Consider the following 13318-nt stretch of genomic DNA (forward strand, 5'->3'; position numbering starts at 1 on the left):
TCACAAAAAACATGGGTCATAACTATGACAGTATAGGTTACGAGATAAGCTCCCGTATTCCCTTTATTAACCTGGATTCATCTGTATCCTTTGTTATCACATCCATCCGCAGAAGATCGCTTTTCTCCATGAGCAAACCTGATTTCTTGATGTATTTTTCAACCTCAGTCTGCCCTGAAATGCCATAACCATTTTCGGCGATTGTTATTCCTACCCGACTTGCATACTGGAGGATTTTTTTCAGCTCCGGAATCGATTTTTCACCTTTCGTATCCCAGTCATCTCCATCGGTACCATGGAAAACATAGATATTATTCTCCAAGGCAAGGGACTCGTCTTCTACTATTTCATTGACAAGTTTATATGCACTTGAGACTTGAGTTCCCCCGGCGACAGTTGAATTATAATAGACCTGAAAATTTTCAACCTCCTTGGCTTCAGTGTCGTGGAGGATAAAACGCGTCTCAACCTGGTTTTTATATTGGTAGGTCAGCCAGGAATAGATCAGCACATGCTGATTCACGATCAACTCAGTGGGCTTACCACCCATTGACCCTGAGTAATCCCGTACAAAAAAAACAACCGCCTGGGACTCATAGTCCTTTTCTTTTGAAAGAATCCTATAAACCCTGTCATTGGGGGACATCAGAAGTGATTCAGGATCAACCTGTTCACAAGGCCTTACCCGGTTAAGCGCAATATTTGTTTTCAATACACGCCTAAGCGTTGCCTTTTTGTCCAGAACCTGACCAAAACCCCTGTTCTGATCTGTCAGATCGTAGGTATACTTACTCAGGGATTTCTTCTTCCCCTTATCTTTGAGATTCGGCAATTCAAACTGTTCGGTCAGAATTCGGCCAAGATCATAGGCGTTGGATTCAACATCATGCTCGCCACCATCTCCCTGGCCGGCACCACCCTGGCCTCCCTGCTCTGGTCTTACCTGCTCCTCACCGATAATATCGCCTTCTTCTCCATCACCGGTTCCGCCATCTCCATCTGATGGGTCACCATCCCCCTCACCCTCGCCTTCTTCATCAGGACGAACCTTGTCATGGAAAAGCTTTTCCTCAACTGTTGTGGGTACGATGACTATCTTGTCATCTCCATCCTGACTGGGCTTAACCATTTTGCCCACCCTGATTTTTCGAGGAAAGCCATCCTCCTCCCTCTGCTTATCCCTTTCAAGCAAATAATCAAGGGACTGAACAGTATTGAGTGCCATAAGATTAGGGGGCGAGGCATTATGAAGCATCTCCAGATCGTTATAGCTGTAGATGCTCTTAATGCCAGGCTTGCCAGGAAGATGGTGTTCTCCGTCCAAAGCAAGCAAATCCAATTCATAACGGATTTTCTCATCCTGAGCCTGGGTGAGACCATCTTTTTTCAGGGATTCATAGAGTGCATAAAGTTTGTTTTTCATCTAGTAACACCCTGTTTAAACATTGGTTCTACGAGTAACTTCTGTGACTTCAATTTGCCTGAGCCTTTTCAAAAGTAGAATTTTCATTCAAGATCGAGGCTTGTGAAAAATATTACCACAGGCATATACAACATATCTCGAAGTCTACGCTTATCTGAGGATAATATTTTAAGCAAAACGAAGATATTGTGTAAAAAGACACTTTTGATCAGTTTTCATCCACCTGAGTACAAAAATATTCAATAGTCTTCTGGGCACAGGTTGTGCAATAACCAAGTTTATTTAACATGGTTTCAATCATACGATCGTAGAGCTTCTGATTCTCCTCATTCGTCCTATTGGCAAGTGCTCCAATCAGACTTCCAGAGCCTGCAATATCGGATTTTAAACGAACATCTGTGACCGCTTTAACAAGTTCCAGGTTATCCATAAAATCATAATCTGGCCGAACAGAAATCTTTTGACCGTAGATCTTCCTGATGGAGGTTCTAAAGGAGTCCTTCTGTTCTTTGGTTTTCAAACCAAGACAGTCCTCAACTGAGTTGATATATCGTTCATCGATCTTGAGTGCCTGCAGTTCACCTGTCTGTGGATTTTTGTACTTCCACATCTTATCGGCACCAAGATTTTCGGCATCATTACCTATGATCATGTTCACATAGTTCAAGACATCCTTACGGATTGCCAGCGGCTCATCCATATAGGCGTTGAACATCTCTGTCATGATGCGCTCACGGTAGAGACCTTTTGCAATTTTCAGGTCATCGAGGAACTTGGCGCGATCCTTTGCCTCCGAAACATAATCAAGGATAACCCTTTCAACGGCATGGAACACATCGTAGGCAAACATACACTTGCCCTCATTGGTCTCTGAACTCTCGAGCATCAACTGAATTGACCTACCGAGATTTCTCTGCCCCAGTCCCTTTTGACCAAATCGCTTGGTGATCTGATGTTCCTGACTGAGGGTATCAATCACCTCAGATAGTGTTTTAAGACTTTTTTCACCTGCGACCTCTCCTGCTGCAAGTTTCATTGTCTCAATGGGAGTAAGCTTTTCAGAGCGTGGGAGTCTTGTGAGGACAACACCCACTGAAGCAGCATAATTAAGGTTTGGATCCTGGTGCATTGCATCACCGGTTAAAGTGGTTTTCGACTCATTACCAATTGCATATGCGGTGAGATTTTTTTGCAGATCATAGTTGGTGTTATGGGACACATAACAGATCCTGCACCTATCAACGATCGGTGCCTCCTCCTTTTCCTCAAGAAAGCGGTTAAACTCGGAGTTATTGCTGGTCGCGACAATCAGAGTATCGATGGGCCACTTGTAGCCATCAATCTCAATACATCTATTCTGAATGATGCCTAAGTAGACCTGAACAAGATCTTTTTTGTTCTTGTAAATCTCATCGCTGAAGTGAATACCACCTCCGGCAACCCTTGCCAGAGCCCCTCGTCGTAGATCAAATCTATAGGGATTGTTGGTGTCAGTTATATGGAGCAGCCGCTGAATTGACTCTTCACCCAAAAGATCCACGGCAGAGGAGGTGATCTTGTCTTTTGCAGGATACTTACCCGTCACAGTACCAAGACTTTCAATAAGCGGGACCTGAACAATCTCAATAAAATCGAGAATATCCTCTAATTTGCCACCCGTATACTCACGAATATCATTTAGAATATAGGCAGAACATGCTCCCAGAGGCCGATAGTTTTCATACCACTCTTCAAGAAGAGCAGAAGAAGCACGGTATCTTGTCGCCAGATATTTTCTGGACTCTTCCTTTGTCTCATGAAGATTCATGGCAAGAACCATAGGATCTTCATAGGTCTGGGATTCGATTGTTTTTATATTGCCGTAAGAACCGAGTTTATCAAGACCGACAAAGCGAAAGGTGTATTTACGGTTTTTGGGAATAGACAGAAAATCCCTGTACATGGCACATAAGTACTCTACTAGGAATGTCTTTCCGTTGCCGGGCTCCCCCACAAGCACAAAGGCCATCTCAGAAGAGGAGCCGCCCTGGGAGGCATCTTTAACAAAGGAGACAAAGGAATTAATTTCATCGTACATACCGATGATATGTTTTTTCCCTTCCCTGAAAATTCTGAAATCAAAGGTTGATTTACCGTTAACTACAACCTTATCGATTTCCCCCTCCAAAACCATACGACTGACACTTTGAAAGGCATTTTCAAATATTCTATCGCCTTTTTTTACAGCGGTGATGTGCTGGTGAAGTACGTTTTTTCCTTTTTGGGCCATCGTTCCCCTCCTGAGCAGGTTGAGATAGATTGATACAACTGTTTGTAATGTATTATCAGCATAATTGTTTTTTTTTACAAGGGATGACCGGAAAATATTCGTTTATATTTTGATAGGTTGCTCTTAAGATCGTCGTATATCTGCAGCCCAGCTTCTTAATGCAATGAGCTGCTCAACAACGAGGGACTGGATTTTTTCATCGACCAAATTACCCGATTCATCATAGCTGCCGCTAAAGGCATTGCTCAACAGTTCCGGTTTATTTAATGGGTGAATATCTAAATACACACACACCTGACGAAGATGATACTGCGCTCGTCCAGTCCCCATCCCCCCACCTGCGCCGACAATGGCGGCGGGCATACCAGCAAGCAGCGCATTATCAGGAACCCTGGAGGCCCAGTCCAATGCATTTTTGAGTGCAGGCGCCATGGAATAATTATATTCAGGACAGCCAAGTAACAGGGCATCAGCTTCCTTCAGCTCGTTAATAAATCTCTGAACAGGAACTGGAATAATTTTAAGATCAGCATTGTAAAACGGTAAATCAGCCAAGTCTGCAATGTGAACAACAACCCCCTCGGGAGCATTATCTCTTGCATATCTAAGTAAGCCCAGATTTGTTGACTGCTTCCTAAGACTGCCACAAATACCTAATATTTTCAGTGTTTTCATCTATTTCATCCCGTTAACTTTTGAGTAGAGATACTATCTGAGCATCGTTTTACGTTTGCCTTGGCTCATTGCTCACAAAAATTCAACAATATCATTTGGTCCTTCACATCTTCAAATATAAGTCAACATGACTACAATTTCCATTGACCAGCATCCCCTAAAAAAGCATTACTAAAAGCCAGTGTAACAGAAAATTGAACTTAAGACCTTTTACACCGGGACGTTTTTGCATATAATAAACCAGCATCACAGGAAAAATTAACTCAGTACACATAAAATTACCGGAAAGTCAGCAATGGTACTTTTTTTCAGATTATATATGATACTCATACTATGGATGGTGAGTTCAGCTACTGCTTCAACAACAGATATAAGTGCCCCCGTTAACACCTCCGACAAGGTAATCTTTTCGACAGACGACACTCCAGACACCCCGCTCTATCATTGGATGGACCTATTGTATAAGGATCTATTTTCCAGAATGGGGTATTCTTTTGAACTCTTGTCAATGCCCTCCAGGCGTGCAAATTATGAGGCTGAATCAGGCCTTATTGCAGGTCAGGCGAAGCAGGTTAAAACATTTCAGGAAAAGGTTCATAACCAGATCAGAGTCCCGGAATCACTCTACACCCTAAAGGTGATAGCGCTTACGAGAAGATCACATCCTATTATGTATGAAGGCATCAAAGATTGGCAGGATTTATTGAAATTTAATCCGAATGTGGAATATATTCAAGGTTACCAGACTGCAAAGAAATATCTCAATTCTCTATTTAAACAGACGCAAATCAGCACTGCCGTTACAGCGGAGAGCGGCTTTTATAAATTAAAATCTGCATACACCGATGTTTTAATCATGACCTACCTGGAAGCCTTACCTTACTTGAATTCTGATGAATTTAAACATTACATAGCTCCTGCAGGAATACTGGCAGAAATGGATGTACATCCCTATGTCCATAAAAATTTCAGCTACCTGATTCCTCAGATGGCTGAAAGCTTACAAGAGATGAAACAAGAAGGGGTGATCAAGCAGTATTGGTGCGATGCCTACAACATCAGTGGCGTATCTATTTACCCTCATTAATAACTGAGACAAGCTTCAGGTATAGACGTATTCAGAAATATTTTAGTGTTCGTTCCCTGTTAACAGGACTTAAAAAAATTGCTGTATAACAATCGTAAAACTTGTAATAGTTCGTATTACTATCATGTTAAGATACTAAGAACTTCATACATACCCTCTCTACTTTGATACTATTGTTTACGATGATGCAGTTCCCCCTTTTCATTTAACACTAACAGGGTTTATGAGAAAATTATCACACCCCACCCTCCAGACTGTTCTTTTGCTGCTCCTCATGGTCCTTATGCTCCCTCTGGTATCATACAGTGCCGAAGAGGTGACGCCTGTAGAAACAGATAAGAAAATAGCTGCAACTGTTGAAGAGAAGACAACCCTCATCAATCTCTACTCATGGGCCACTATTCTTCCTAAAGAACTTATTGACCTGCAAAACGAAATATCTAATAACAAGAGAATCATAGCAGTTCAAAAAGAGCTCCCGGCTTTAGAAAATGATATTGAGACCATCAGATGGGATACCACAATGGCTCAAACGAGCCCTGACCTTCAACTTTTACAGATAACAAGCCTTCAAAACAAAACACAAAAGATTGTAGCTCGCCTAAAGAAAAACACAGATTACATCAATGAGACAATCTCATTCTGGTCGGCCACAAGAAAAGAATGGCTCAGAAAAAAAGAGCAAATTCTTCTCATGGATGAAAACAAAGAAACTCCACTTATTTTAGGTGCAGAACAACATAAAAAGCTACTGAGTACTATCGACGAAGCAATTTCTCTCATTGAAAGCCACCTCAAATTATCCCTTACTGTTGGAAAAGTTATCGGAGAATTGCAAATATCGCTCTACACCATTGACGGAAACTTGGAGGCTTTAGACGAGGAGTTAAAAAGTACCTCAGTTCAACAGACCGCCCCATCAATGTTATCTGCTGAGTTTTATTCCCGCTTAAATCGTAACATTATTGTCCAGAGTTACAATCGAACCAAACTCTTTTTTGAGGGACGTCTTAAAAGTGTCAAAGATAATCTCCACTACCTGATTGTAGGTTGTACCGTTTTTTTAATACTGTGCTTTGTGATATCTAAATCAAAACATCTGATTGGTCCAAATTCAGAGTGGATGCCTTTTAGTAAACGGCCCATCGCCACAACAGTATTCATGGCATCAACCATTAACGCCATTGTCACCGTCTTACCGCTCAAAGCTGAACTCCCCGAACAGTGGGATGCACTTCTTCAGGTAATCACGCTGATTGCTATCACACGAATCAACACATTTTTAATGGAGGACATAGATAGGCGTAAACTCTTAAACAAATTGGCCTTATTTATGGGTGGAGCCGTTGTTATCCTACTTTTAGGCCTGCCACAGATTTTACTACTCCTCTATGTCTTCTATGTCTCAGTAGTTACCTTTTGCTACTATCTCTTCCAACTTCCATTTACAAGAGGCAAAAATCTAAAAGAAGTATGGAGAAAGAGAGCCTGGGGGGTATTACCAGCCTTTGTCATTATCTCTGTGGTGACAGGATACGACCACCTTGCCATTATGACCTTTTCTATCCTGCTCTCCTCAGTCATTGGTTGTCTCGTTATCTGGGTTCTCTACCGGTTTAACCTTGGATTTATCGACATGATACTTTCATTGTTACCGTCAAACCTCGTTAAGGAAAACTATGTAGAGATACTGCAGAGTGTTCGACCCATCATAAAATGGTTACATATTTTCATTCTCATTACCATTCAGAGTGTTATTTGGGACATCTATCCTAATATCAGCACAGCATTTTTAAGCATAAATAATCTTGGCTTTGATATTGGTGAACTCCATATCTCCCTGCGTTTTATTTTTACGGTGGCCTTTGTCTTTTATGGAGCCTTAATTACATCAAGAGCAGTGCAGACACTGCTACTTAAAAATATTCTTCCACGCTATAAAGCGGAAAAAGGTGTACAAGCCTCCGTTACCCGCCTCGCCCACTACGCAATTTTGACCTGTGGATTTCTCATTATGCTGCGGGTCCTCGGTTTTCAGCTTAACCAACTTACCCTACTTGGTGGCGCCCTGGGGGTTGGTATCGGATTTGGACTTCAGGCTATAGTCAATAATTTTGCAAGTGGTCTTATTTTGCTGTTTGAAAGACCTATTAAGGTTGGTGACACCATCCAGATCGGTGAACAATGGGGCGAAGTTAAAGGTCTTGGTTTAAGAGCAACCATCATTCAGACCTTTGATAATGCAGAAATTGTCGTCCCAAACTCTGATCTTATCACAGGTCAGGTAACAAATTGGACACTTGGGGATCGCAGGGTCAGGGTAAAAGTACCTGTTGGGGTTGCATATGGGACTGACGTGAACCGTGTTATAGAAATTCTCACATCCTGCGCACATGCCAACCCTATGGTTCTTGGCACCCCAAAACCAAGTGCGTTGTTCCTTGCCTTTGGCGCCAGTTCCCTTGATTTTGAATTACGTGTTTGGATTCCAGAGTTTCTCGATAAACTCCAAGTGCTGAGTGACTTAAACCAGGACATTGATTCTGAATTTTCACTCAACAATATTGAGATTCCATTCCCTCAGTCGGACCTCCATTTGCGTACAGTGGATGAGTCTGCTGCTGCAAAGTTAAGTGGTACGTCGAGAGAAGAAAAACTACAAAACAATATACTTACCACTTAAACTGATAGGATAATACTACAATTTTTCTTTTGCATTTTATTCTATCAGTGATTTTCACGTGTTACCTAAAGAGGGTGCGGGGATAAATCCCCCACACCCCACAGGTCGCTCTATTGGCAGTAATTATGTGACCTCGGCAGCATACCCTGCCAGATTTTACCCATATACGATGGGCGAATACAGTTACGCTAACAGAAAACCCCGTCTGTTACTCGGAAGGCGGCAGTACAGGTATGATGGCATCAGCCAAATCCTGGGTTACGGGAAGCCCCGTATCCATCCAGGACACGGATGATTCTGGATTCTCGATGCGGTCCGTCCTGGTCTGAACAGTTACTTTATGTGGACTTCGGTTCTGAGGGAGCCTGGTGGGATACCCTCTGTATCCTTCATAGACGTTGTCATATAATGTTCCCTGAAATCCACCACGGCCGCCCTTGCTGTTCTCTTCTTCTTTCAATATGTTATCAAGCTCGTAAATGTTGGTGAATCCGAGGTCTTCGAGAAACAATGCGGCAGCGGTACTTCGACCGCCGCTGCGGCACATCGTTATAAGCGCCTGGTCTTTATCATTGCCAAACTCCTGGAGTGCTAATGCTCCGAAATTGGGGTTATTCTCAGTTACCACCGTCCCATCTGCACTGAATGTTTTAGTGAGCCAAGGAATGACATAAAGCCCATCGATCCCGACATACGGCATCCCTACCCAAGAACATTCTTCCAATGTTCTTACGTCAATCAGAATGGCATACCCGTCGTTTACCATATAGTAGGCTTCCTCGGCGGTGACATTTTCATACGCAAAGGTAAATCCTGATCCCAGAATTATAAATGACACAATCGTGCATAATAATAGTTTAGATTTCATTGTAGCTCCTTTAATATGTATTGTAAGAGTAACTAAAATCTGCATGCCTATTGAAAGCCATAATCATATCGATAAAACAACTTCCTTCGGAGTGAGACATTAATATTTCAAGAAGTAATCAGCAGAGTCAATTGCGTATAAGAGGTTTTTTGAAGTTCAAATTCATACTACCTGTCACTATGAAATAGTTTTATACTTATCTCCAACAAAATATGCAGGGCTGCATTGGCCAACCTCCTTTAAGGGTAAGTGAATAACCTATTGCTTGACAAGTTGTTCGATTTGCTCGGTTGAAAAGAGTAGCATCATTAACAATTATGATGCACATCAACGATAGTGATACCACGCCTAACAACAGGAGTCAAAACAAAACATACTCTCGCTACATATCGTTGATCTTCCAGTTATCTACGAAAATGTATACTGGCAAGCAACTAACACAAAAAAAACCATCATGTTTTACAGTTTATTATTAAATACATACGCTGTCTATCCATGAAATTGAACAAGGTATAAAATGGTTGATGAAAACACTTCCTTGGAAACTCTCAGTGCACTGATATCTGCAAAGGAAAATTCCGAATTAGCTACATTCTTTGAAACACTCAGTCCCCAGGACACAGCTCGGGTCGTCTCAAGACTTTCTGAGCGCGATAGACTGAGCTTGTTTAGTCTATTGAGTCCTCAGGATGCTGCTGATGTTATCGAGGACATACCTGAGGAGCAGGCGGCAGATATGGTCGAAGATATGCCGTCTGACCAAGCAGCTGCAATAATGGAGGAACTCGCCAGTGATCACCTAGCTGATGTGTTAGGTGAAATGGATAGTGGCGCAAGCAATGCTATCTTATCGAACATGTCCCATGACGATGCAGAAGAAGCACGACTCATGATGGCTTACGATCCAAATTGTGCGGGTGGCTTGATGATATCAGAGTTTCTTGCCTACCCTTCAGAAAACACCATTGGTGATGTCCTGAATGACTTACAAGCAAACAGTCAAAAATACATAGATTATAATGTTCAGTATTTTTATGTGACTGACAAAAGAAAACAGCTCGTCGGTGTACTTCGCATTCATGATCTGCTATTTCCGGCGAGAGACACCAAACTTACCGAGGTTATGATCAAAACCCCTCTCAGTGTTTCGGATACTGCTACTTTACGAGAACTGAAAGAATTTTTTGAAGATCATCACCTGTTTGGTGCACCAGTTGTGGATGGAGCAGGAAAGCTCGTTGGTGTGGTTTTACCCAGAAGTATTGAGGAGGCCGATAACAAACAGAAGACAAAAGCATTTCTGCGATTGAGTGGAATTATTGGTGGCGAAGAATTTCGAACAATGCCTTTACTTTCTCGCTCAGGACGACGCCTGTCCTGGTTAAGTCTTAATATTGTTCTCAATATTATCGCTGCGAGTGTTATCGCTCTCTACCAGGACACTCTCGCTGCGGTGATTACCTTAGCTGTTTTTTTACCAATGGTGAGTGACATGAGTGGCTGTTCTGGTAATCAGGCTGTCGCTGTTTCAATGCGTGAACTTTCACTCGGTTTAGTTCGACCAAAGGAGTTACTCTGGGTTCTGGCCAAAGAGGCTAAAGTAGGCGTAATAAATGGCCTGGTGCTCGGCTTGCTGCTTGGTGGGGTTGCGTATTTATGGAAAGGAAATCCCTGGCTTGGTTTTGTTGTTGGAGGAGCGTTAGCAGCAAATACGCTAGTTTCTGTAAGTCTCGGTGGAATGTTACCACTCATTTTAAAAAGGTTTAAGCTTGACCCAGCTCTTGTTTCAGGACCACTGCTCACCACTGTCACAGATATGTGTGGTTTTTTCTTCGTTTTGAGTTTTGCAAGTGCCGTTTTAACACAACTAGGAGGCATGTGATACTTGCCTTCTCAGCTTCGTTGCTATCAAGACTAAAGAGGTGTTTAAAGTATGTATTCTCTTTAAACACCTCAACGTTCTACATATTACTCTTCAGGTGGCTCGGTTAAGAGAACACTAGAACCTAGTTCCTCCATGACCTGCAGCTCAAGGCCATCTTCTTTTGATCGTAATTTCTCGAGTTTATCTGGACTATATTTTCTCGGTAATTTACCGAGGTTGCATATAGGTTCACCAGGACTGATGGAAGGTAGACTGGTCATTCCCATCACGACACCATTGAATGGAGAATGAACAGTACTCTGTCCTTCGCCAATAATTGTTGTATTGGTCGCAAGTGGTTGATCTTTTTCTACGATATCACCAGGTTGGATATGAAAATCGAGAAAACCTCCCTGTTCAGCCCTAATCCACTTTGATTTCTCAATTACTATCTGATAAGGAGGACTTTCTATATCAGAGTCCAACATTTCCAGTTCGATGAGCACGTTTTTTATTCCACGAACTGCAGTTTCTACAATGCCGGGTTCAACTTTCCAAACTTCTCCACCTTCCATGATGATGGTTGGACAACCTGCACGACACGCTTCACGGCGGAATGAATTTTTAGGGCCTTTTCCGTTGATAATAATTTCTGCACCAAATGCCTCTGCAATTCTGCGCACTTCAGGATTTGTTAAATCACCCCGAATTGTAGGATAATTAGTTCGTCTCACTGATGCTGTATGTAAATCGATACCATAATCACACCTCATTACAATCTCGTTGAAAATTGTAAATGCCATTCTACTGGCCAGGCTCCCATCGGCAGAGCCAGGAAACGAGCGGTTCAAATCACGACGATCCGGCAGGTAACGAGAGTGTCGCTCAAAGGCAGGAAGATTCAGAACCGGGATTAAAACAATTGTACCTTTCAGTAATTGAAACTCCTCGTCCTGAATCAATTGTCGAATGGCTCCACAACCATTAATTTCGTCACCGTGTAAAGCGGCTGTAACAAAAACTACTGGACCATCTTGAATTGCACGACGAATGTGAATCTGTATTTCAACATTCCTGCTACTATAACTTTCGCCTATAGTAAGCTGAACATTACGTGATTCACCAAGTTCAATTTTTTCGCCAAACCAATCGGATATTGATTTACGGGATTCTAACTTACTCATTGTTGGTCATACCCTTATCTGATGGTATTGAGACGGATTCGATTGTTCCCGATTCTTTATATACCTCATCAGCTACAGGAAGTTCAGGCAAATCTTTAACTTTTGGCCGGCGTTTACGGCGAACCTTTCCTGGAGTCATGCCACGCATTAGTTCAAGCTTACCAAAACAGAGCAGGCGATCTCCTGCGAGCAATTCTCGACTAGGTTTGGGATTAGGTATGACTTTAGTATTTCGATGAAGAGTCAGTACCGTAATATCTTTTTCTCTCAGACCTGATTCAGTAATAGTTTTTCCTACATATTCAGACCCCTCAGGAATATGGATTTCAGCAACTCCGTATCCACTACTCACGGTTAAGCGTTGACGAAGATCAATTTCAGGAAAATCCACCTGAGCTGCAATATAGTCAATTATTGATCCGGCAATATCGAGTTGTGTACACCCCTCAATTCCTTCCAAGCCTGGTGAAGAATTGACTTCCATTATTTGCGGACCATCTTTTCCTTCAAGTAGATCCACTCCGGCCACTCGAAGTCCTAAAATCTGGGATGCTCGCACAGCAGTCTCTTTGTAAACATCATCTAGCTCTACAGGCTCAGTAATACCTCCCCTGTGGACATTACTTCGAAACTCCTGTCCTTGAGCTACTCTTCGCATTGCCCCCACCACTCTATCACCAACAACAAAGGCTCTTATATCCCTTCCCTTGCTTTCTTTAATGAATTTCTGGATAAGAACACTCTGTTTCTGACTTTGTAAAAGTTCTATGATGCCAGCTGCAGTACTGATGGAGTTCGCCAGAATAACACCGATTCCTTGAGTCCCTTCAATCAATTTGATTACAACAGGGGCTCCGCCAACTCTCGCTATTGCGGGGAGAACATCTTTTTTATCTCTGACAAATGTGGTTTGAGGAATGCCAATGGAATGGCGGCTGAGTATTTGTAAGCTTCTTAACTTATCTCTTGAGTTACCGATACTCGCAGATGAGTTTGCGCAAAACACATCCATTTGTTCGAATTGCCGTACAACTGCGGTACCATAGTAGGTGATGGATGAACCTATTCTTGGCAGGACCGCATCATATTGAGAAAGACGCTTTTGACGAAAGTAGAGATCAGGCATCCCCTGATCCAGATCAATTGCAAACTTTAACGTGTTTAAAACCTTAACGTTGTGTCCACGTTGCAGAGCAGCTTCACGCAGTCGACGAGTACTGTAACTGTTAGCGTTACATGAGAGAATAGCCAGTTTCATAATCGCC

Annotated in this window: 9 protein-coding genes; 3 read left to right on the forward strand and 6 right to left on the reverse strand. The window is 42.4% G+C overall.

Annotated features, from left to right (window positions below; all coding sequences use genetic code 11):
- Positions 1-37: 37 nt before the first annotated feature.
- From ACX6CI_RS09630 to ACX6CI_RS09640, 3 genes are all read right to left on the reverse strand, one after another.
- Positions 38-1423, reverse strand: coding sequence for a DUF444 family protein (locus tag ACX6CI_RS09630; RefSeq protein ID WP_458777949.1), 1386 nt, complete (start codon positions 1421-1423; stop codon positions 38-40).
- A 208-nt stretch (positions 1424-1631) separates the two neighbouring features.
- Positions 1632-3692: a serine protein kinase PrkA gene (locus tag ACX6CI_RS09635; protein WP_458777950.1), complete on the reverse strand. Its 2061-nt coding sequence runs from the start codon at positions 3690-3692 to the stop codon at positions 1632-1634.
- Between the two features lie 123 nt (positions 3693-3815).
- Complete coding sequence (locus tag ACX6CI_RS09640; protein WP_458777951.1) at positions 3816-4367, reverse strand: NADPH-dependent FMN reductase; 552 nt, start codon at positions 4365-4367, stop codon at positions 3816-3818.
- A 319-nt stretch (positions 4368-4686) separates the two neighbouring features.
- Between ACX6CI_RS09640 and ACX6CI_RS09645 the strand changes: the two genes are divergently transcribed.
- Together ACX6CI_RS09645 and ACX6CI_RS09650 are read left to right on the forward strand one after the other, a co-directional pair.
- Positions 4687-5454, forward strand: a complete 768-nt coding sequence (locus ACX6CI_RS09645; RefSeq protein ID WP_458777952.1) for a hypothetical protein — start codon at positions 4687-4689, stop codon at positions 5452-5454.
- A 223-nt stretch (positions 5455-5677) separates the two neighbouring features.
- Positions 5678-8137 carry a mechanosensitive ion channel family protein gene (locus tag ACX6CI_RS09650; RefSeq protein ID WP_458777953.1) on the forward strand — a complete coding sequence of 820 codons (2460 nt, stop codon included), beginning with the start codon at positions 5678-5680 and terminating at the stop codon, positions 8135-8137.
- 208 nt (positions 8138-8345) lie between these two features.
- On the opposite strand, the gene ACX6CI_RS09655 is transcribed toward ACX6CI_RS09650, so the two are convergent.
- A complete protein-coding gene (locus tag ACX6CI_RS09655) occupies positions 8346-9005 on the reverse strand; it encodes a rhodanese-like domain-containing protein (protein WP_458777954.1) in 660 nt (219 codons plus the stop codon).
- Between the two features lie 517 nt (positions 9006-9522).
- Between ACX6CI_RS09655 and mgtE the strand changes: the two genes are divergently transcribed.
- Positions 9523-10887: a magnesium transporter gene (mgtE, locus tag ACX6CI_RS09660; protein ID WP_458777955.1), complete on the forward strand. Its 1365-nt coding sequence runs from the start codon at positions 9523-9525 to the stop codon at positions 10885-10887.
- An 86-nt stretch (positions 10888-10973) separates the two neighbouring features.
- Here mgtE and ACX6CI_RS09665 read toward each other — a convergent pair whose 3' ends face one another.
- Complete coding sequence (locus ACX6CI_RS09665; RefSeq protein WP_458777956.1) at positions 10974-12053, reverse strand: succinylglutamate desuccinylase/aspartoacylase family protein; 1080 nt, start codon at positions 12051-12053, stop codon at positions 10974-10976.
- Positions 12046-13311, reverse strand: coding sequence for a RimK family alpha-L-glutamate ligase (locus ACX6CI_RS09670; RefSeq protein ID WP_458777957.1), 1266 nt, complete (start codon positions 13309-13311; stop codon positions 12046-12048). Before ACX6CI_RS09670 ends, ACX6CI_RS09665 begins: the two co-directional genes overlap by 8 nt.
- Positions 13312-13318 lie beyond the last annotated feature (7 nt).

The organism is Desulforhopalus glucosivorans (assembly GCF_054397165.1).